The sequence below is a fragment of the Caballeronia eucalypticola genome (assembly GCF_047608185.1).
Classification (GTDB): domain Bacteria; phylum Pseudomonadota; class Gammaproteobacteria; order Burkholderiales; family Burkholderiaceae; genus Caballeronia.
The window spans coordinates 1-20,289 of record NZ_JBLKRU010000027.1 but is presented as its reverse complement, the minus strand read 5'-3'; the positions used below and the strand labels follow the sequence as shown (position 1 = coordinate 20,289).

At 59.4% G+C, this 20,289-nt stretch carries 18 protein-coding genes; 12 read left to right on the top strand and 6 right to left on the bottom strand.

The annotated features are described in order from the left end of the window. Positions 1-4: 4 nt before the first annotated feature. From ACMX25_RS26355 to ACMX25_RS26340, 4 genes are all read right to left on the bottom strand, one after another. The gene (locus tag ACMX25_RS26355) at positions 5-676 is read right to left on the bottom strand and encodes an RraA family protein (protein WP_414952950.1); all 672 of its coding nucleotides are present in this window, start codon (positions 674-676) and stop codon (positions 5-7) included. 11 nt (positions 677-687) lie between these two features. Next, positions 688-1,722 (bottom strand): amidohydrolase family protein, encoded by a 1,035-nt coding sequence (locus ACMX25_RS26350; RefSeq protein WP_414952949.1) that lies wholly within the window; start codon positions 1,720-1,722, stop codon positions 688-690. Between the two features lie 33 nt (positions 1,723-1,755). Then, entirely contained in the window at positions 1,756-3,084 is a 1,329-nt protein-coding gene (locus tag ACMX25_RS26345) for an MFS transporter (RefSeq protein ID WP_414952948.1), read from the bottom strand. Positions 3,085-3,572: 488 nt separating this feature from the next. Beyond that, complete coding sequence (locus tag ACMX25_RS26340) at positions 3,573-4,487, bottom strand: LysR family transcriptional regulator (RefSeq protein ID WP_414952947.1); 915 nt, start codon at positions 4,485-4,487, stop codon at positions 3,573-3,575. On the opposite strand from ACMX25_RS26340, the gene ACMX25_RS26335 reads away from it, so the two are divergent. The 3 genes from ACMX25_RS26335 to ACMX25_RS26325 are packed head-to-tail and all read left to right on the top strand — an operon-like array spanning position 4,486 to position 6,783. Then, on the top strand, positions 4,486-4,644 hold the full coding sequence (locus ACMX25_RS26335) for a hypothetical protein (RefSeq protein ID WP_414952946.1): 159 nt from the start codon (positions 4,486-4,488) through the stop codon (positions 4,642-4,644). The genes ACMX25_RS26340 and ACMX25_RS26335 overlap by 2 nt on opposite strands. A 15-nt stretch (positions 4,645-4,659) precedes the next feature. Beyond that, positions 4,660-5,286 (top strand): TetR/AcrR family transcriptional regulator, encoded by a 627-nt coding sequence (locus ACMX25_RS26330; RefSeq protein ID WP_414952945.1) that lies wholly within the window; start codon positions 4,660-4,662, stop codon positions 5,284-5,286. A 30-nt stretch (positions 5,287-5,316) separates the two neighbouring features. Further along, a complete protein-coding gene (locus tag ACMX25_RS26325; protein ID WP_414952944.1) occupies positions 5,317-6,783 on the top strand; it encodes an MFS transporter in 1,467 nt (488 codons plus the stop codon). Here the strand turns inward: ACMX25_RS26325 and ACMX25_RS26320 are convergent. Beyond that, positions 6,780-7,553, bottom strand: coding sequence for an IclR family transcriptional regulator domain-containing protein (locus ACMX25_RS26320; RefSeq protein ID WP_414952943.1), 774 nt, complete (start codon positions 7,551-7,553; stop codon positions 6,780-6,782). The genes ACMX25_RS26325 and ACMX25_RS26320 overlap by 4 nt on opposite strands. A 137-nt stretch (positions 7,554-7,690) precedes the next feature. Here ACMX25_RS26320 and ACMX25_RS26315 point away from each other — a divergent pair, with 137 nt between their 5' ends. The 9 genes from ACMX25_RS26315 to aroQ all read left to right on the top strand — a co-directional run bounded on the left by ACMX25_RS26315 (position 7,691) and on the right by aroQ (position 18,736). Beyond that, complete coding sequence (locus tag ACMX25_RS26315) at positions 7,691-8,599, top strand: shikimate dehydrogenase family protein (RefSeq protein ID WP_414952942.1); 909 nt, start codon at positions 7,691-7,693, stop codon at positions 8,597-8,599. Between the two features lie 179 nt (positions 8,600-8,778). Beyond that, complete coding sequence (gene shiA, locus ACMX25_RS26310) at positions 8,779-10,086, top strand: shikimate transporter (RefSeq protein WP_414952941.1); 1,308 nt, start codon at positions 8,779-8,781, stop codon at positions 10,084-10,086. A gap of 102 nt (positions 10,087-10,188) precedes the next feature. After that, positions 10,189-11,019, top strand: coding sequence for a 3-oxoadipate:acetyl-CoA acetyltransferase (locus tag ACMX25_RS26305; RefSeq protein WP_414952940.1), 831 nt, complete (start codon positions 10,189-10,191; stop codon positions 11,017-11,019). Positions 11,020-11,105: 86 nt separating this feature from the next. Then, positions 11,106-12,992 (top strand): bifunctional sugar phosphate isomerase/epimerase/4-hydroxyphenylpyruvate dioxygenase family protein, encoded by a 1,887-nt coding sequence (locus tag ACMX25_RS26300; protein WP_414952939.1) that lies wholly within the window; start codon positions 11,106-11,108, stop codon positions 12,990-12,992. A gap of 175 nt (positions 12,993-13,167) precedes the next feature. Next, positions 13,168-14,286 (top strand): 4-hydroxyphenylpyruvate dioxygenase family protein, encoded by a 1,119-nt coding sequence (locus ACMX25_RS26295; protein ID WP_414952938.1) that lies wholly within the window; start codon positions 13,168-13,170, stop codon positions 14,284-14,286. Between the two features lie 391 nt (positions 14,287-14,677). Continuing rightward, positions 14,678-15,889, top strand: a complete 1,212-nt coding sequence (locus ACMX25_RS26290; RefSeq protein ID WP_414952937.1) for a porin — start codon at positions 14,678-14,680, stop codon at positions 15,887-15,889. 182 nt (positions 15,890-16,071) lie between these two features. Continuing rightward, entirely contained in the window at positions 16,072-17,394 is a 1,323-nt protein-coding gene (locus ACMX25_RS26285) for an MFS transporter (protein ID WP_414952936.1), read from the top strand. Between the two features lie 40 nt (positions 17,395-17,434). Next, a complete protein-coding gene (locus ACMX25_RS26280; protein WP_414952935.1) occupies positions 17,435-18,268 on the top strand; it encodes a shikimate dehydrogenase family protein in 834 nt (277 codons plus the stop codon). Positions 18,269-18,280: 12 nt separating this feature from the next. Continuing rightward, the gene (gene aroQ, locus ACMX25_RS26275) at positions 18,281-18,736 is read left to right on the top strand and encodes a type II 3-dehydroquinate dehydratase (RefSeq protein WP_414952934.1); all 456 of its coding nucleotides are present in this window, start codon (positions 18,281-18,283) and stop codon (positions 18,734-18,736) included. 338 nt (positions 18,737-19,074) lie between these two features. On the opposite strand, the gene ACMX25_RS26270 is transcribed toward aroQ, so the two are convergent. Then, positions 19,075-20,289 (bottom strand): IS256 family transposase (locus ACMX25_RS26270; protein WP_414952933.1); only part of this gene is annotated, 1,215 nt, incomplete at its 5' end.

The window sequence follows — 20,289 nt, the reverse complement described above, 5'->3', positions numbered from 1 at the left end:
TCTTTTAGCCACCCATCATCTTCGTCTCTTGCGGACCGATCCATTCACGATCAAAGCGGCCCTCGGCAATGGAACGTAACGCGGCCGCTTCCTTGTCCGCCTGCCGTCTCGCGCCTTCGATGACCGCCGCCACGTCCGCTGGCGCTATCGCCAGGACACCGTCTTCATCGCCTACGATAATGTCACCCGGCTGCACCACCATGCCGCCGACGGTAACCGGCACGTTGACTTCGCCGGGGCCATTCTTATAAGGGCCGCGATGCGTAGCCGCACGCGCATAGACCGGGAAGTCGTGCTGGCGAATGGCGCCCACGTCGCGGATTGCGCCGTCGATGACCAACCCCTGCACGCCGAGGCTTTCAGCGTAGGTCGCCATGATTTCGCCCATCAGCGCTTGCGTAATATCACCGCCGCCGTCGATCACGAGCACGTCGCCGGGGCGGCAAAAATCGAATGCACGGTGAATGGCGAGGTTGTCGCCCGGACGGGTGCGCACGGTCACCGCTGTCCCTGCCATGGGCTTGGGACGATGATACGGAATGAGCCCGATCGTGCCGCTGACACGCGCCATGTTGTCACTGAGCAGGGAGACGGCGAGACCGCGCAGTGCTTCCAATGTGTCCGGGCTGACTTGTGGTGCTGACGCATGACGGCGCCATCCGGGTGGATTCGTCAAGTTCATCTCCTTTAGGAAAGCTGATGATTAAATTGCTTATCAAGCTGGTCTGATAAACGCCCGTACACGGCACGCGCGTTACCTTCATAGATCCGCTGGCGATCGGCCGGCGTGAGCCAGGGGATAGCGTCTATATAACGACGGGTATCGTCGTAGTAGTGACCTGTCTCGGGGTCAATGCCCTGGACCGCACCGATCGTCTCCGATGCAAACAGGATGTTCTCGACCGGGATCACCTTTGCCAGCAGGTCGGTGCCGGGCTGGTGGTACACGCAGGTATCGAAGAACACGTTCTTGAGCAAATAGTCCTTGAGCAGCGGCCGTTTCATGTCCTGGGCGAGCCCGCGATATCGTCCCCAGTGATAAGGAACGGCGCCGCCGCCATGGGGAATGATGAACCGCAAGTCGGGGAAGTCGGCGAACAAGTCCGCCGTGAGCAATTGCATGAACGCCGAGGTATCGCCGTTGATGTAATGCGCGCCGGTCGCATGGAAGTTGGGGTTGCAGGACGACGACACGTGGATCATGGCCGGCACGCCCAGTTCGACCATTGTTTCGTAGAGCGGATACCACGAGCGGTCCGTCAGCGGCGGCCCGGTCCAGTAACCGCCCGATGGATCCGGATTGAGATTGCAGCCAATGAAACCAAGTTGCTCGACACAGCGTCGCAACTCGGGAATGCAGTTTTCAGGCGCTACTCCGGGCGCTTGCGGCAACTGGCAGACTCCCACGAAGTTGCGCGGAAACATCTGGCAGACACGATAAATCAGGTCGTTGCTTTCCTGCGACCAGTGCGCATTGGCGTCGGCGCCGGCCAGGTGATGACCCATGCCCGCAGCCCGTGGAGAAAAAATCGTGAGATCCGTGCCGCGCTCTCGCTGGATGCGCAATTGCCCTGATTCAATGCTCTCGCGGATCTGCTCGTCCGTAATGACAGGACGTGGCGGGGGAGAAGTACCGTCTTTGAGCGCGGCTATCTGGGCGGCGCGCCAGGCTTCATGTTCGCGCGGGGAGGTCGTGTAGTGACCATGGCAGTCGATGATCATTGCGAGGTTCCAGATCGAAATTTAAGGCGAATTTCAGTGAAGGTGGCCGGCACGGGATTCACCGCTCGGCAGTGCGTCAATCTCTTCTTCCGGAGGCGCGACCCGCATGACCAGCGCGATGATGGTTGCCACCACCAGGAAAGCCGCAATAGTCAGTAGCGCGAACTTGAAGTTTCCCGTGGCGGCGCGTACGAGTCCAATGCTCCAGGGGCCGACGAGTCCGCCAAACTGAGCGACGGTATTGATGAGCGCGATGGTCGCGGCGCCGGCAGCGCCGGTCCTGAACGAAGAGGCGAGGCTCCAGAACAGCGGGTTGCCGGCATAGATGAACAGCCCGGTCACGCACAGGAGCACATAGGCGATCACCGGATTCGGCGCATAGGCGCTGCCTGCAATAGCGAGCGCGCTCATTCCGTACACGAACGCGAGATGCTTCTTCCGGTCGCCGGTCCGGTCGGAACTGCGGCTGATCACCAGCGTGCCGAGGACACCGAGCAGCGGCGGGGCGGCGGACAGGAAACCCACCTCCAGGTTGCTCAGGTTACCGAGGCTCTTGACGATCTGCGGCAGCCACAGGAACAAGCCGTACACACCCACGAGCGCACAGCCGAACAAGCACGCGAGGCTCCATACGCGGATGTCGCTGGCTACGCGCAGCATCGGAAAATGTTTGTCGGCGCCCAAGGCCTCGCGTTCTTTCGCGAGCGTGGACTCGAGCCACTGCTTTTGCGCGTCGGTCAGCCAATCGGCGTCGGCCGGGCGCTCGGTCATCAGGCGCAACGTCAGGAGCCCAAGGAGCATGGCCGGAACCCCTTCCATGATGAACATCCACTGCCATCCCTGCAGGCCTAGCGGCCCATTCGCGTAGGTCATGAGCGCCGTCGATATCGGGCCACCGAGCACGGCGGAGAACGAGCCCGCGATGATGTAACCCCCGACCGCCCGCGCGCGATAACGCTGTGGAAACCACTTCGTCAGATACACGGCTACGCCGGGAAGAAACCCGGCCTCCATCACGCCCAGGAGGAAACGCAACACGTAGAAGCTGTACTCGTTGAACACGAAAGCGGTTGCAGCGGCAACCGCGCCCCACGTCAGCAGGATGCGGGCAATCCAGCGCCGCGCGCCAACGCGATGGAGCAGCAGGTTGCTGGGCACTTCAAGGAGCATGTAGCCGAAGAAAAAAATGCTGCCGGCAAAGCCGAACACGGCTGGGCTGAAGCCGAGCTGCTTGTTCATGTCGAGCGCGGCAAAGCCGATGTTTATCCGGTCGAGATAGTTGAAGAACATCATGGCGAAGAGCAACGGCATGAGGCGGCCGTAGACGCGGCGCATGGTCGTGCTTTCGATCGGATCGATCATCAAATGTCTCCTGCTGTAGAGCGCCTGTAGGGTCGGACGTCGTTGTGGTTTGCTTGTGACTACGAGGCGCCTCGGCCAAATTCAGGAGCCCTGCCGCGAGTCTTCGGGCGCGCTTACGACGCAGCCAATACCGCCGGTACAGCGTCTGAAGGCCGTTTGAGGTGCCTCTGCGCGGTTCGACGATTGCTAAGCATTGCTAACAGCCTCGACGGGTGCCAATCAAAGCGCGACAAGAACCTATAAGCAAGGAGGCAACGACGCGCGGCCGGTTGAAAACCGGTGGCAAACGGGCGTTATCCGAAAATCATTATTCCGGTGTCCGGCGATCTCGCGCGATGCATGCCACTTGCACTTGATTTGCACATGTCATGAACAAGGTCGAAATCGGCATCGGCGCGCCCTGTGACCCCATTGATTCGATATGTCATGGTACGAACCGCCGTGCCGGACGTCCAAGACTGTGTTTTTATCCTTTTATAATAATTTTCTTATAGTTCAGGCGAATTTGGCGGCAAGTCTTTCCCTGTTGGCGACAAACTGGTAAGAAAGGCGCGCAGATGGGGCGAGCTGTCATCGCTGCGAAAGCTTGCCGCAAGCGTCGTGGTCTGCGACGCCAGCGGACCGCTCAGGCGCCGATACACTACGTCGGAGCGTCCATGCCGCGCGACCGATTCACCCACGAACGTCACGCCCAACCCCGCTGCAACCAGTGCAATAGCCGTCTGGATCTCGTAAGCCCGATGCGCGATATGCGGCGTAATGCCGGCATTGCGATAAAGCGATTCAACAAAATGTGAGAACTGTGCATTCGAGTGCTTTGGGTAAAGCACGAGAGGCGTGTCGGCAAGCTGCGTGATCCGTACTTTCTTTTCGACCGCAAGCGGGTGGTCCGGCGGAAGCACGACCATCACGCGTTCGCGCAGCAGGGGCAACGTAGTGCATCCCGCTATGGGAGGAACCTGCCGCCCGATGCCGATATGAATGCGCGTCTCATGCAGTGCATCGGCTTGCTCTTCAGTGAGCATTTCGAAGAGCTTCAACTCGACCTTGGGGTAATCCCGATGAAACGACTTCAGCGCAGGCGGCAACACGCTGTACATGGCCGAACGAGTGAAGCCGATACCCAGCCAGCCTCGCATGCCCAAGCCGATCTCCCGGGTACCAATCGCGGCCTGATCGAAGGAAGCAAGAATCTGGCGCGCCTCAATACACAAATAGCTGCCCGCCTCCGTGAGCCTTAGCGGCCGGCTGCCGCGGTCGACCAACTGTGTGCCCATGCGTGCTTCGAGTGCGCGGATCTGCTGACTCAGCGCGGGTTGCGCGACGTGCAGCCGCTCCGCCGCGCGGCTGAAGTTGAGTTCTTCCGCGAGGACGACAAAGGCCTGCAGGTGTCGGAGATTCATGGTTGCGTGGTTCAAGGAGCAGGTGGTGGCGAAGGCCATGCGTGACGAAAACAATATCAGGCGTCAAGGACCGGCAGAGGTTATCAAAACCTCGTGGCTCCGTGCTGACCGCCTTGAGCAACTCAGGAAAACCGTGCTTGATTTGTTGACTGCGTAGTCATAAACTCTGGACATGAGTTCCTATTCCAGTCCGAAAAAATCGGCTTCGGCCATGCAGCGTGGCAGACCGCGTGAGTTTGACGTGGCCTCCGTATCCGAGGCCGCCGGCCTTGTGTTCTGGGAGCGCGGTTATCACTCGACCTCGCTGGACGATCTTACCGAGGCAACGGGTCTTCTGCGCGGTAGTCTTTACGGCGCTTTCGGCGACAAACGGGGCATGCTATTGGCGGCGCTGGATTACTACGCCGAGGGTGCTATAGCCAGGTTGTCCGAGCGGCTGAATTCGGGTCTTCCGCCTCACGAGGCTTTGCGTGAAGCGTTGCTTCACCATACACGGGTGGTGTCGGCCTTGACTGGCATACCGGGCTGTTTCATCACGAATACTGCATTAGAGATGATCCCCAGCGATCCCGAGGTAGCGTTGCGGATAGAGTCGATCATGCGGCGAATATCAACCTTGCTCGCTGCAGCCGTTATTCGCGGACAAGCGGAAGGGGTCTTCAATCCGGGGCTGAATGAGAAAGCAGTGGGTGACTTTCTGCTGTGCATGACACAGGGCCTGCGAGTTCTCGGGAAGATCGTGCATGACGAGGAGCGGCTGACCTCGGCCGTCGATGTCGCCATGCGTGCCTTGGGCTGATTTTTTTGCCTATTTATTGACTATACAGTCATGAACTCAGATCAAATTGTGCAGAACGCGTCTGTCGGCATGCATTCGGCATCGACCCGGACCGGCGCCTTGGCATTGCTCGTATTGCTCACGGGCGCGTTCCTGTCACCGCTCGATTACTTCATCGTGAATCTCGCACTGCCGGCCATTCGCTCAGGCTTGCATGCGAGTTCGGCGGAGTTGCAACTGATCGTGTCCGTGTACACGGCTGCTTTCGCCGTCTTCCTGGTGACGGGTGGACGGCTTGGCGACATGTTCGGACGCAAGCGGATATTCATGCTCGGCATGGCGGGCTTCGTGGTGTCGTCGGCGTTGTGCGCCGGGGCGCCGGACGGCAGGGTCCTGGTGATTGGGCGATTGCTTCAGGGCGCGTCCGCATCGGTGATGGTGCCGCAGATCCTTGCCACCATCAGGACAGTGTTCCCCAAGGAGCAGCAGACGAAAGTCATGAGCCTGTATGGATTCATCTATGGCTTTGCGTCGGTCGTCGGGCAGATCGGCGGCGGCGCGCTGATCACGATGCGTCCATTCGGCCTCGGTTGGCAATCGATCTTCCTGATCAACTTGCCGGTCGGAGTGCTGGCTTTGATCGGCGCATGGCGTTTCGTGCCGGAGAATCGTCCGGAAAGAAGCGCGGGTATCGACGTAATGGGCCTGGTGCTTTTGTCCCTGTTCATGGGGCTGGTGATCTATCCGCTGACACAGGGCCGCGAGGCAGGATGGCCGGCATGGACGCTCATTGCACTAGCGGCGAGTGTGCCGGTTTTAGCTATGTTCCTGTTGCTGGAATATCGATTGAAACTGAAAGGCGGCGATCCTCTTGTCGACCTTGAACTCTTCAGGAATCCTGTTTTTGCAATTGGCTTGATACTGGCCTTTTGTTTCTATTGCGACAGCGTTTTTTTCCTGACTTACGGTATCTATCTGCAGAATGGTTTGCATTTTTCGCCGCTTGCGGCGGGCTTCGCCATTTTCCCGTTTGGGGCCGGTTCAATTCTCGGACCGTTGTTGTCGCCGTTGCTTGTGCGACGGGTCGGCAACCGGATCCTTGTCATTGGCTTTGCATTGCTCGCTGCGGGATTTGCGGCGTCCGGGGGGGCGCTGTTCCTAGGGGTTGAACCGGGCCCGCTGTTTTATGCGGGACTGCTGCTCGCCGGCATGGGGCATGGCATTGTGCTGCCGTCGGTCGTGCGGATTGTGATCGGGGAAGTTGGCCCGACGCAGGCGGGACTTGCATCGAGTATGGTCACGTCCATGTTGCAGATCGGGTCGGCGTTCGGCGCGACTGCCATCAGCGGGGCTTTCTTTTCGGTTCTGTCCGCGGGGACATCGGCTGCGGACTATGCGCATGCTTATCAGGTGAGCATTGCGATTGTGTCGGCTCTATTTGCGGGCTGCGTCGGGCTTTCGATGGTACTGGGGACGACGCGAGCGAAGAACTCCGGTTGCAAAAAGCCGCGGCCCTAAAGCACATTCAGCATTGCCAATGCGGTCTCTTGCAAGTGATGTACTACCCGGTTAATTGCCGCCTCCGTGGTCTCCCTGCCCATCGGCATGTTTGTGCTTAGCGCCGCCACAACCTCACCATGCCGGTCCTTCATGGGCACCGCAATACCTCGCACACCTACCTGCAATTGCTGTTCGATGACGGCGAATCCATCGGCCCGGGCCTGCCGGATTTTCTCAGCAAGACGCACGGTATTCGTCAGCGTATGAGGCGTAAACGGCGTCAGCACGGTCGTGTTCAACCACTCGTGAACGGCTTCTTCGTCGGGCTTGTACGCAAGGAGAACGACCCCTGGTGACGTCAGCGGCGCAGGCACGCGGGCACCCAGGACGAACCCCGTGGTCATGACCCGCGAGGTCCCGTTGCGCGCAATAAAGACCAGCTCCCATTCATCGAGCACGCTGATATAAACCGACTCGTTAAGCGTGGCGCTCAGTTGCTGCAAGTAAGGCTGCACCAGTTTTGGCAAGCGCGCGGAATCGAAATACGACCAGCCAACACGTAATACGCGCGGCGTCAGGCCGAACAATTTGCCGTCGCTTTCAACATAACCAAGACTCTCCAGCGTGAGCAAATGCCGGCGCGCCGCGGTCCGGGTCATGCCGGTACGGGCGCCTGCTTGTGTCGGGGTCATGCGGGCGTGCTCGCTGTCGAATGCTTCGAGTACCGCCAAACCTTTCTCAAGTCCGGCGATCCAGTCGCGCTTGTCTAGTGGCGGTCGCTTAGTCATAAGCATTAACCCTCATTCCGTGCGATCAGTGGTGACGTGTGAGCGATTATCGCGCAGATTCTCGAAACATTGCTTCGTGTAAACACGAGCAATCCTTATCCTTTGTTCCACTAGCTTAAGGAACGAAGGGGCTCATCATGAGAATCACCGGCACGACCCGGATTTTTTATTGCATCGCCGATCCCGTCGATCAAGTGCGTGCGCCCGAGGTCTTTAACGCAGTGTTTTCGAGGCATGAAGTCGACGCCGTGATGGTGCCGCTGCGTGTCACCGCAGGCCATCTTGCGGCAACGCTGCGTTGCCTTCTCGCTTCACCGACAGTCGGCGGCGTGTCGCTCTCCATCCCGCACAAGGTGGCAGCGGCGGCGACGGTGGACCGATGCTCCCGCGCTGCGCTGGCCGCGAATGCGGTCAATGCGATCCGGCGCAATCCGGACGGCGAACTCGAAGGGGACCTGTTCGATGGCGTTGGTTTTATCGGCTTGATGGACCGCGCAGGACTGGCCTACGCGGGCCGCCGGGTACTGATGCTGGGCGCTGGCGGCGCGGCGTCGGCGGTGGCGACTGCGCTCGCCGCAGCCGGTGTGGCCAAGCTCACGCTCTTCGATCCTGACCACGGTAAAGCGCAGCATCTGGCCGCCATGTTGAGGCGCGATTTCCATATCGAGGCTAGCGATGTTCCGACCAATGATCCGCATGATTACGACGTGGTCATCAATGCGTCCCCACTCGGTTTGAAGGATAGCGATCCGCTTCCCGTGGATGTCGACGCAATTCGCGCGGACGCGGTCGTATGCGACATCCTGATGAAAAACCAGCCCACGCCGTTGTTGCGCGCAGCGCGCTCACGGGGACTGATTGCAGAACCCGGCTTCAATATGCTCATCCAGCAAACGCCGCTTTATCTCGAGTTTTTCGGTTATCCGGAGCTTGCCAAGTCCGTTCGTTCGGACGATGGATATCTGCTGGACCTGATCACGCCGGACGCGCTGCGGCGCAGTTCAGACTCCCCGGTTCACCCGCAAATCACCGGTATCCCCGCTTAGTGCTAACCCCGAAAACGATCGCTAATCGCACATTCACGTTCGATAATCGTTTTCATTTTCGCGGCAAGCATTGATTGGATGATGCCCCCGCCCTATGCTCCATTCACTGCGGCGCGCCGTGCGCTTTCACCTGCCGGACACGTCCTGCAACCCATATCAATACACATAGAGACAACGTAATGACTATCGCTATCCAGCCTTCAGACGTTGCAGCCGTCGACCGGGAAAAGGGCCGGGCGCGCAAGGCGGCGCTTGGCAGTTTTGTCGGTGCAGTGGTCGACTGGTATGACTTCCTGCTCTACGGCATCATTGCCGCGATCGTTTTCAACACCGAGTTCTTTCCGAAGGTCAGCCCTGCAATGGGCACGCTCGCAGCGTTCGGGACCTTCGGCGTTGGCTTCTTGTTTCGTCCGCTGGGTGGCTTCGTGTTCGGCCACTACGGCGACCGGTTGGGCCGCAAGCGCATGCTTGTGCTGACCGTGATGATGATGGGTCTCTCGACTGCGATGATCGGCTTGCTGCCCACGTTCGCGACCATCGGCTGGTGGGCGCCGGTCTTGCTCATTGCGTTGCGTGCGATCCAGGGCTTCGCGGTCGGCGGCGAGTGGGGCGGCGCGGCGCTGATGGCAGTCGAAAGCGCGCCCGGCAAAAAGAAGGCGTTCTACAGCAGCGGCGTGCAGGTCGGTTACGGTGTGGGACTGGTGCTCGCAACCGGCATTGTCTCCATCCTCAGCCAGACCATGGACGACGCCACCTTCAAGACCTGGGGCTGGCGCGTTCCATTCGTGTTCAGTGTCGTACTGGTCCTGATCGGACTGTGGGTGCGATCGAGCATGGAAGAGTCGCAAGAGTTCGTTAAGAAGGTCATCGAGAAGGGGCAGCGCGCCGGGCGGCTGCCGATCTTTGAAGCGTTGCGCCAGCATCCGAAAGCATTCTTGCTGATCATCGCGCTGCGACTTGCCGAGCTCTTCACGATGTACATCGTCACCGCATTTGCGCTCAGCTACTCAACGACCAACCTCGGCATGCCGCGCCAGTTCTTCCTGAACATCGGCTTGCTGGTGGGCGCGGTCAGCATCCTGACCATTCCGTGTTTCGCGATTCTCGCCGACCGTTTTGGACGCCGCCGTATCTACATGATCGGCGCGATCGTCGGCATGCTCAGCGCCATTCCGTTCTTCCTCGCACTCGATGCCCGCTCGACCGTCTGGATCGTGATCTTCTCGGTGATGCTGGCGAACATCGCGCACGACATGGTGGTGAGCGTCCAGCAGCCGATGTTCACCGAACTGTTCGGCACCGAGTATCGATACAGCGGCGCAGGCGTGGGTTATCAGGTGGCGAGCGTGGTCGGCGGTGGCTTCACGCCGTTCATCGCCGTGGCGCTGGTGAGCTTCGCGGGCGGTTCGTGGCATCCGGTTGCGGCGTACCTGGCTATTGGCTGCCTGATTTCCGTGCTGGTTGCCGGCGGCATGAAGCGGACATGAAGCGGACATGAAGCGGACATGAAGCGGACGTGAAGCGAACATGAGCATAAAGCGCTGAGTTCTCCGTATGGACGCGCATCCCTCATTAATGGAAATAAAATCATGACTGATCCTTGCATCATCTCGGTTGCAATCACGGGCTCCGTGCCGCGCAAGAAGGACAATCCGGCAGTGCCTATTTCGATCAGCGAGCAGGTCGAGAGCACGCATGCGGCATACGAAGCGGGCGCATCGCTCGTGCATCTGCATGTGCGCGACGAGCAGGAGAATTCAAGCTCGGATCGCTCGCGTTTCGAGGCGCTTCAGGACGGTATCCGGCAGCATTGCCCGGACATCATCATCCAGTTCTCAACAGGTGGACGCGGACGTTCTTTCGAGCAGCGCGGCGCGATGCTCGACTTGGCGCCGGACATGGCTTCCCTCGCGACGGGCTCGGTCAACTTTCCAACCACGGTCTACGAGAACCCGCCTGACTTCGTACGCTCGCTTGCGAAATCGATGCTGGATCACGGGGTCAAGCCTGAAATAGAAATCTTCGATCTGGCGATGCTCTATAGCACTGTGGATTTGGTGGCGCAGGGGCTGCTGGCGTCTCCCGTTCATGTCCAGTTCGTGATGGGTGTGAAGAACGCATTACCCGCCAAGCGCGAAATCCTCTCGTTCGAAGTCGAGCGCTTGCGCGCCGAGCTGCCCGATGCAACCTGGACCGCCGCGGGCATCGGCCGGCACCAGCTTGAGGTGAACCACTGGACGCTTGAACTGGGTGGTCATTGCCGTACCGGTCTCGAAGACAACATTCGCTGGGACAAGGACACGCTTGCTACGAGCAACGCGCAACTGGTGAGCCGTGTGGCCTCACTGTGCAGCGACTACGGCCGTCCGGTTGCAACTGCGGCGCAGGCCCGGGAACTGCTGCATTTACCGGCGCTTTAGCCTCCCGCCGGTAACCGGTATAGCTACAGGAATACGGCGATGCCTCGCATCTCGGCGATGGCCTGCCCGTTGAAAGAGAACTCACGATGCGACGTTCAATTGCCACCGTTTCAATCAGCGGCACGCTGGTCGAGAAGCTCAAGGCCATCAGCCGCGCCGGGTTCGACGGCGTCGAGATTTTTGAAAACGACTTGCTGTATTTCGATGGCTCCCCCGCGGACGTCAGGCGCATCTGCGCCGACCTCGGCCTCCAGATCATGCTGTTCCAGCCCTTCCGCGACTTCGAGGGGGTATCGCCGGAACGACTGGTACGCAATCTTGAACGCGCACGGCGCAAGTTCGAACTGATGCATGAACTCGGCACGGATCGCGTGCTGGTGTGCAGCAACGCATCGGCGGACACAATCGGCGATGACTCATTGATCGCGGATCAGCTCGGCCAGTTCGCCGATCTCGCGCGCTCGGAAGGCGTGATGGCGGGTTACGAAGCGCTTGCCTGGGGGCGCCACGTCAACTCCTATAAACATGCGTGGCAGCTGGTCGACACGCTCGATCATCCGAACCTCGGTTTGATTCTTGACAGTTTTCATACGCTTTCTATCGGCGATTCAGTCGATGAGATCGCTCGAATTCCAGCAGACCGGATCGCGTTCGTACAGATCGCGGACGCACCGAAGATGGCAATGAGTGTGCTTGAATGGAGCCGGCATTACCGGTGTTTCCCGGGGCAAGGCGATCTCGACGTGGCTGGCTTTACGCGTCAGGTGCTGGCGTCGGGATACGCGGGGCCGCTGTCATTGGAAATTTTCAATGACGGTTTTCGCGCGGCGCCGAACGCTGCGACGGCGGTCGATGGTTATCGTTCGCTGCTGTTTTTGGAAGAGCAATGTGCGGGCGCTTTACAACCTGCGTCTGAAGAGACCTCGTTCCATCCGCCAGCCGCGCCTACACATACGGGGTTCCAGTTCCTCGAATTCGCTGTCGATCCAGCCGGCGGTCCAACGCTTGCGCAATGGCTCGAGCGCTTGGGATTTCGCGCGGCTGGCCGGCATCGTTCAAAGGATGTCACGCTTTACGCCCAGGGCGACGCGTGCATTCTCCTGAACGGCGAATCCGATTCCTTTGCGAGCGCGTTTCACCAGGCGCATGGCTTGTCGGTGTGCGCGTCGGCGTATCGGGTTGATAACGCCGCGCAAGCCTTCGAGCGCGCGGCCGCTTTTGGCTACGCGCCTTTTTCGGGCAAGGTGGGTCCCAACGAGCGCGTGGTGCCGAGCGTGCAGGCGCCCGACAACAGCTTGCAGTACTTCGTCGATGAGGCGCCGGGCGAGCCCACGCTCTACGAAACCGACTTCAACCTGACCGATACCGGCAAGCAGGATCGGGCCGATGCCCTTCGCCGTATTGACCACGTGTGCCTGAACCTGCCCGCCGACACGTTGGATACGTGGGTGCTTTTCTTCAAGGCGACGTTTGGTTTCGATGCCGAGCCGTCTGTCCTGTTGCCAGACCCCTACGGGCTCGTGAGAAGCCGCGCAGTGCGCAGCCGCGACGGTTCCGTGCGGATCGTGCTCAACGCGTCGGCGGACCGGCATACGGCCGTTGTGGAGTCACTGTCGACCTATCGCGGTTCCGGGCTGAATCACGTTGCATTCGCGACCGACGACATTTTCGCTGCCGTCGCGGGACTGCGCGAGCGGGGTGTGCCGCTTCTGCACATTCCGCGCAACTATTACGACGATCTCGAGGCGCGCTACGATTTCGATCCGGCCCAGATCGCACATATGCGTGAAGGCGGCATCCTGTATGACCGCGACAACGCGGGCGCCGAGTTTTTCCAGGTTTACACGGAGCAGTTCGCGGACCGGTTTTTCCTGGAGGTCGTGCAACGCAAGGGCGGTTACGACGGTTATGGCGCGGTGAACGCGCCGGTTCGCCTCGCGGCCCATGCCCAGCGACGCCATCAAGAGCGATGACTGGAAGACGTGACCGAGCCCGTGGTTTGCCGGCATGAGTAGTGCTCGACAGTTTGACGCCTTGCTACCGGAGACGATAATCTGTGTCGACGTCAGCGCGGCAGGACAAGGTGCAACGACTGACGCGCGAATGCACAGACAGAGACGGACCGGACTTTCTCAGAGGTGATTTCCGATGACCAACGATGCTTCCCTGCCTGGCGCTGCCTCGGCGCAAACCCTGCAGGACAGCGACAATCCGCTGGGCGTCGCCGGGCTTGAATTCGTGGAATTTTCGAGCCCGGACCCGGCGCGGTTGCGGACGCTCTTCGAGCAGCTTGGCTTTACGCAAGTGGCGCGCCATGTGAGCAAGGACGTCACCCTGTTTCGTCAGGGCAGCATGAATTTCCTTATCAACGCCGACGACGATTCGTTTGCGGCACGCTTCGCGGTAAATCATGGGGTGGGTATTTGCGCGATCGGGCTGAGGGTGTTCGACGCGGAGACTTCGCACGAACGTGCCGTTGAATCCGGGGCGTGGGATTTCGAGGGCGAGCGTACCGGCCCGAACGAATTGTTGATACCCGCGATCCAGGGTATTGGCGATTCACATATTTACTTCGTGGACCATTGGGAAGGCCGGCAGGCGCCAAGCGACAAGGCCCGGTCCATCTACGATATTGATTTCGCCTGGCTCGACCCACAGGAGACGCGCACGGCGCTCCATTCCAACGATGCGGGGTTGAGCAAGGTCGACCATTTCACGCAGACGGTGGGAGCGGGGCGGCTGGCGGACTGGCTCGAGTTTTATCTGCAGGTCCTTCATTTCAAGGAAATCCATGCAGTACATCCGGACTGGAAGGTGGCGCAGGATCTGCCTGTGATCGTGTCACCTTGCCAGACGTTGAGCATTCCTGTGTATGAGGAAGGGACGTACCGCACGAGCCTGATGCAGGACTATCTGCCCGATCACACGGGCGAGGGCGTCCAGCATATAGCGCTGGTCGCGAAGGATATTTTCGCATCGGTGGATATCCTGCGGTCGCGAGGCATTCGTTTCGTGCAACCGCCGGCACGGTACTACGAGCAACTCGATGAACGTCTACCCGGGCATGGACTGGACGTCGAAGCGCTTCGTTCGAGGGGCATCCTTGTGGATGGGACCATTGCCGCGGACGGGACCACGCGGCTCTTCCTGCAGACGTTTATCCAACGCGATCGCGGCGATATGTTTTTCGAAATCGTGGAGAGGCGTGGCGATCACGGATTCGGGGAAGGGAATTTGATTGCTCTCGGCAAGGCGCGGGAGGCTTGAGTATTCGCTCTTGTGAGCGACATCTCCGCCGATACAACAACTCAGGCGTCTGACTAAACCGCTTGATCGCCGTCCGGCCGGCGAGGCACTGCCCACTCTGTGCGCGAGCGATTTCCAGGCTCAGTGCAAACCCCATTAGTGTGCGATTATCGGACGTTTGCGTTCGATAATCGATTTCTTTCAAGCCCAAAACATTGCCCGCGTTTGCACATCACTCTATTCTGAGGACGTGCTGATTTAACAACGAAACAGCGGCACATTCAGGCGACATCAAAATTCCTTTAGTACCAGAACCTTCCGACTGCCATCGGCACTTAGCGATATAGGTTAGGAAAGCTGATTAAAAATACTTGCAGCACTACCCCAACCAATTGAATCGGAGGAGACATAGATGAAGCAATCCAGACAAGCGGGAGCCGCGGTTGTCATCACAGTAGCAATGGCCACGACGGCGCATGCACAAACCAGCGTGACGCTGTACGGTATTGTCGATAACTCGATGACTTACCAAAGCAGCCAGACCACGCTGGGTTCAACCAAGGGCGGACGTTCCAACATCAAGGTGTCGTCGGGCGTATGGGCGGGAAGCCGCTTTGGCCTGAAGGGGGCAGAGGACCTCGGCGGCGGCACCAAGGCGATCTTCCAGCTCGAGTCGGGTTTTAATAGTGCGACCGGTGGGCAGCAGTACGCCAACGCCGAATTCGGCCGGCAATCATGGGTTGGAGTAACGAATCCTACGTACGGCACGTTCACGGCCGGACGCCAGTACACGTCCTATTACACGCTGCTCTCGGCGTATAGCCCGACCAACTGGTTGACCGGATTCTACGGCGCTCATCCCGGCGATCTCGATGAACTGGACACCCTCTACCGCGCGAATAACTCGCTGGTCTATACGTCTCCGAAACTCTACGGCTTCACGTTCAGCGGCTCGTATTCATTCGCGGGTGTGCCGGGCAGCGTGAACCAGGGTTCAACCTGGAGTGGCGCGGTCCAGTACGCCAACGGTCCGTTCGGGATTGCAGCGGCCATCACGCGCATCAACAACTCGACGCCGGGCGGCGGCGCATTCGGAACGGACTCAACCACGAATTCTGGCGGGCAGTCGGGTGTATCAGCGGTGACGAATGGGTACCAGACGGCGCAGGCGCAACAGCGGATCGCCGTTGGTACCGGCTATACGTTCAACAGCGCGTGGGACGTGTCCGCTGTCTATTCGAATGTGCAGTACATTCCCGGTATTCACTCGCTGTTCCGCGATACCGCGATCTTCAACACGGCCGGCGCCGTGCTTCACTGGCACGCGGCGGCAGCGGTCGATCTGGCGACCGGATACAGCTACACGCGCGCGACGAAATCGAACGGCATAGACAGCGTCGCCCAATACCACCAGTTCAATTTGTCCGAGTATTACTCGCTGTCAAAACGAACCGGCTTGTATGCATTGCAGGCGTACCAGCGCGCGAAGGGCAAGACACTGGGAACGCCGGGTGCATCCAGCATCATCAATGCAACGGCGACATTGGGCGATGGATTCCAGTCCGCGCCTTCCTCGTCGCCAAGCCAGTTTGCGGCAGGGGTGGGTATCATTCACCGCTTCTGATACGAGGCTTGCTACGCACGGCGCCGCTCTTATCTTGGTGAATACCCGGCGACCGCGGCGAGCTTCAATGTTGTGCAGGCTTATGCTCCAGGATCGCCGCCAGGATCACCACACCAATAACATCGCTCGCGAAACACACTCGCAGGGTGGGTATATCTCTACTTTGAGTCAGGAGGCGCCTCATGCAAGACGTTCATAAATCCCCGGCGGTGCACGCCGGCGCCGCGGTCCGCACACGCTCGCGTACGCGCTTCGTGATCCTCGCGCTGCTCGCCTTGGGCACCATGATCAACTACCTTGACCGTACGGTCCTCGGTATTGCCGCGCCGACGATGACCAAGGAACTCGGTATCGACGCGGCCGTGATGGGGATTGTCTTCTCCGCGTTTTCATGGACCTACGCGCTTGCACAGATACCCGGCGGCGTCTTCCTCGATCGCTTCGGCAGCAAGGTCACGTACTTCCTTGCATTATCGTTCTGGTCGCTCTTTACGTTGTTCCAGGGATTCGCCGTTGGCCTCAAGTCATTGCTGCTGTTTCGTTTTGGCCTGGGCGTTAGCGAGGCGCCGTGTTTCCCTGTCAACAGCCGCGTGGTCGCCACGTGGTTTCCGCAGCACGAGCGGGCTCGCGCGACCGGGATCTATACGGTGGGGGAATACCTCGGACTTGCGTGTTTCGCACCGGCGCTGTTCTGGATCATGGGCAACTTCGGCTGGCGTGCATTGTTCATTGCAGTCGGCGTTCTCGGAATTACGTTCGGGATCGTGTGGTGGATCTTTTACCGCGAGCCGCGCGATTCGAAATCCGTCAATCAAGCCGAGCTCGACTACATTGCCGCTGGCGGCGGACTCGAGCCGCCCGGCGGACGGCAAACGCTGGCGTTCTCATGGAGTAACGTCGGCCGGTTGCTCAAGCGCCGCCAGATCGCAGGTGCTTGCCTCGGCCAGTTCGCGGGCAATACCACGCTGGTCTTTTTCCTGACCTGGTTCCCGACTTACCTTGCGACCGAGCGCCACATGGGCTGGCTCAAAGTGGGTTTCTTCGCCGTCATGCCGTTCCTTGCGGCAGCGGTCGGCGTGATGTTCGGCGGCTGGGTGTCCGACCTTCTGCTCAAGCGAACCGGCTCGGCCAACATTGCCCGCAAGCTGCCGATTATCGTCGGTTTGCTGGGGGCATCGACCATCATTTCGGCGAACTTCGTCAACAGCGACGCGATGGTCATCACCATCCTTTCTATCGCGTTCTTCGGGCAAGGCATGGTCGGACTTGGCTGGACGCTGATCTCGGACATCGCGCCGAAGAACCTGATGGGCCTGACCGGCGGCATCTTCAACTTCTGCGCGAACCTTGCGGGTATTGTCACGCCGCTTGTGATCGGCGTGATCGTGGCGAAGACCGGCTCGTTCTTCTATGCGTTGGCTTACGTCGGAGCAGCCGCGCTGATTGGTGCGCTGTCCTATGTGTTTATTGTCGGCGATGTACGCCGCGTTGATTTAGCCGATTGATTTGACCGACTGAGCGGCGAACTTATTAAGGCATGCAACCATGATTAGCGGAAAAACCACCCTGATTGCTCACCTCGGTTATCCGACGGAGGGATTCAAGGCGCCCATGATCTATAACCCCTGGTTCGAGCAGAACGGCATTGACGCAGTGGTGATGCCGATGGGCGTGAAGCCGGAAGACTACATAGACGTGCTGCCGTCGTTGTTCCGGCTGACCAACATTCGCGGCGCGCTGGTGACCATGCCGCATAAGGTCACGACGGCGAGGCTCGTCGATGAACTGACACCGACGGCTCGCATCGCCGGCGCGTGCAACGCCATTCTTCGACGCCCTGACGGCACGCTGCTCGGCGATCAGTTCGATGGTGCGGGGTTCACGCGAGGCGTCGAACGAAAGGGCCGGCCGTTGAAGGGCGCGCGTGCGTTTGTACTTGGCAGCGGCGGCGTGGGCTCGGCTATCGCGGCATCGCTGGCGGCGGCGGGCGTGGCGGACCTTGCTCTCTTCGATACCAACACCCCGGCAGTCGAAGCCCTCGCCGACCGCTTGCGCAAGCACTATTCGCAGCTTGTGGTCACGACAGGGTCCAAAGATCCTGCGGGTTACGACGTGGTCGTCAATGCAACGCCGCTCGGTATGAACGAGGGCGACCCGTTGCCATTCGATATCGACCGCATTTCGTCCGGCACGTTCGTTGGCGAGGTCGTCATGAAGTCCGAATACACACCGTTGCTGCGTGCTGCCAAAGAGAAGGGCTGTGCGGTGCAGGTCGGTACCGACATGCTCTTCGAAATGATACCGGCCTACCTTGAATTTTTTGGTTTCGGCACGGCCACGCCTGAGCAACTGCGCGCGGTTTCGCAGATCAAATATTGATGAGGTGGTGTCATGAAGAAGGTGCTCGTTCTCAACGGACCTAACCTGAACCTGCTGGGCCAGCGTGAACCCGCGCAGTATGGGTCCGACACGCTTGCTACGATCGAGGCGCTTTGCATGGAGGCCGGTGATCGGCTCGGCGTGGAGGTGGAGTGCCGGCAGTCGAATCACGAAGGTGTGCTGATCGACTGGATTCATGAAGCGGGTCGCGAGATAGCGGCGGGCAACATGCTGGGCGTCGTGATGAACCCGGGCGCTTTTACACACACGTCGATCGCGTTGCATGATGCCATTAAGGGCGCGAGCGTCACGCTGATCGAGTTGCATATCTCTAATGTCCACGCGCGGGAATCGTTTCGTCACCATTCGTATATTTCGCCGGCAGCGCGTGGGATTATCGTGGGTCTGGGTGTCAAGGGTTATGCGCTTGCGATTGATGCGTTAGTGCAGGTGTCGGAGGTTAAGTAGGCTAGCGGAGTTGTTGGAAGTTTTAGCTTTACGTATGATTTTTCTCTGGATTTGGTTTTGTGGCTATCAGGAAATTGGTTTTCGTTTGCACTTGGGGTGGATGGGGTGGTTCGAGGGTTAATGGTTTGGTTCAATGTCGGGTTGCACGGGTTTGGCGTTAGCGGTTCTGGTTCAATGCCGGGTTGCTGCTTTTTAGGTCTTCGCAGGTTATATCTTGGCTGATTTCTTTATCACTATTAGCCACTGTGCGTGGCGGCACGTCATTTCTTTTTGGAACTGTCAGTGTTTTTGTGTGCAAGGCGTTAAAGGCCCGCTTCGCAGCGGACCAGACTCAAACCTTATGAACTCGGCCGGGTGAATCGATCTTCATAGAGAATAGCAAATTGATTCATCGCCGCTTTCCAGTCATGAGCCGCGTGGCCCCAGTTTGCGGTGATGTTTTGCAGAGCCAGCCAGATCAGCTTGGTCGCGGCTTCGTCGCTGGGGAAGTGACCGCGAGTCTTCACAATCTTGCGTAACCGCGCGTTAATACTCTCAATGGCGTTAGTCGTGTAAATCACCTTGCGCACTGCTGGCGGAAACGCGAAGAACGGAATCACCCGGTCCCAGGCGCGTCGCCATGCCGCCACGACGGTTGGAAATTTCTGACCCCAGGCGCCTTGTTCGAACGCATTAAGTTCAGCCTGTGCCGCGTCGGCGCTTGCCGCCGAATAAATTGGCTTGAGCGCTGATGCTAGCTCTCGCCGGTCCTTCCAGCTCGCAAAGTCCAGACTGTTGCGAATTAAATGCACGATGCACGTCTGCAGCGTAGTGGCCGGAAACACTGCGGCGAGTGCCTCGGGCATGCCTTTCAAGCCATCGGTGACTGCGATCAGGATGTCCTGTACGCCTCGCGTCTGCAGGTCGGCAAACACCTTCATCCAGAACTTGGCACCTTCCGTGTTCTCGATCCACAGCCCCAGTATGTCGCGTGTGCCATCCGGCAGCATGCCCAAAGCCAGGTAGATGGCCTTGTTGCGCACCACGCCTTCGTCTCGGATTTTTACGCGCAGGGCATCGAAGAACACGACGGGATACATCGGCTCGAGCGGTCGGGACTGCCAGACGGCGATCTCGTCCATGACGGCATCGGTGACCGAGCTGATGAACTCCGGCGATACGTCGGTGCCGTACTGGTCAATCAGAAAGCCCTGGATTTCGCGCACCGTCATGCCTCGGGCGTACATGGCGATGATCTTGTCGTCAAAGCCGGTAAAGCGGCGCTCGTGCTTGGGAATGAGGATGGGTGCAAAGCTGCCGTCGCGATCCCGCGGGATCTCTAGACGCAGCGGACCGTCGTCGGTCAGTACCGTCTTGGCGCTCTTGCCGTTACGGTGATTGGTGAGCTCCTCAGGCCGTTCAGCGCCCACCGGATATCCAAGGTGATGGCCCAGTTCAGCGCCCAGCGCCCGTTCGATTAACGCCTTCTTGAAGGCCATCGACGCCGACTGGATCGCCTCGGCACTCATTGGACCCTTGACGAACTCATCGATCAGTTCTTTAGGAATTGATGG

What these genes read in the sequence shown, in the direction of transcription:
- ACMX25_RS26350 (WP_414952949.1), bottom strand. Translation starts at nt 1,722, where the DNA reads ATGATCATCGACTGCCATGGTCACTACACGACCTCCCCGCGCGAACAT.
- ACMX25_RS26345 (WP_414952948.1), bottom strand. Translation starts at nt 3,084, where the DNA reads ATGATCGATCCGATCGAAAGCACGACCATGCGCCGCGTCTACGGCCGC.
- ACMX25_RS26335 (WP_414952946.1), top strand. Translation starts at nt 4,486, where the DNA reads ATGGTTGCGTGGTTCAAGGAGCAGGTGGTGGCGAAGGCCATGCGTGAC.
- ACMX25_RS26340 (WP_414952947.1), bottom strand. Translation starts at nt 4,487, where the DNA reads ATGAATCTCCGACACCTGCAGGCCTTTGTCGTCCTCGCGGAAGAACTC.
- ACMX25_RS26330 (WP_414952945.1), top strand. Translation starts at nt 4,660, where the DNA reads ATGAGTTCCTATTCCAGTCCGAAAAAATCGGCTTCGGCCATGCAGCGT.
- ACMX25_RS26325 (WP_414952944.1), top strand. Translation starts at nt 5,317, where the DNA reads ATGAACTCAGATCAAATTGTGCAGAACGCGTCTGTCGGCATGCATTCG.
- ACMX25_RS26320 (WP_414952943.1), bottom strand. Translation starts at nt 7,553, where the DNA reads ATGACTAAGCGACCGCCACTAGACAAGCGCGACTGGATCGCCGGACTT.
- ACMX25_RS26315 (WP_414952942.1), top strand. Translation starts at nt 7,691, where the DNA reads ATGAGAATCACCGGCACGACCCGGATTTTTTATTGCATCGCCGATCCC.
- shiA (WP_414952941.1), top strand. Translation starts at nt 8,779, where the DNA reads ATGACTATCGCTATCCAGCCTTCAGACGTTGCAGCCGTCGACCGGGAA.
- ACMX25_RS26305 (WP_414952940.1), top strand. Translation starts at nt 10,189, where the DNA reads ATGACTGATCCTTGCATCATCTCGGTTGCAATCACGGGCTCCGTGCCG.
- ACMX25_RS26300 (WP_414952939.1), top strand. Translation starts at nt 11,106, where the DNA reads ATGCGACGTTCAATTGCCACCGTTTCAATCAGCGGCACGCTGGTCGAG.
- ACMX25_RS26295 (WP_414952938.1), top strand. Translation starts at nt 13,168, where the DNA reads ATGACCAACGATGCTTCCCTGCCTGGCGCTGCCTCGGCGCAAACCCTG.
- ACMX25_RS26290 (WP_414952937.1), top strand. Translation starts at nt 14,678, where the DNA reads ATGAAGCAATCCAGACAAGCGGGAGCCGCGGTTGTCATCACAGTAGCA.
- ACMX25_RS26285 (WP_414952936.1), top strand. Translation starts at nt 16,072, where the DNA reads ATGCAAGACGTTCATAAATCCCCGGCGGTGCACGCCGGCGCCGCGGTC.
- ACMX25_RS26280 (WP_414952935.1), top strand. Translation starts at nt 17,435, where the DNA reads ATGATTAGCGGAAAAACCACCCTGATTGCTCACCTCGGTTATCCGACG.
- aroQ (WP_414952934.1), top strand. Translation starts at nt 18,281, where the DNA reads ATGAAGAAGGTGCTCGTTCTCAACGGACCTAACCTGAACCTGCTGGGC.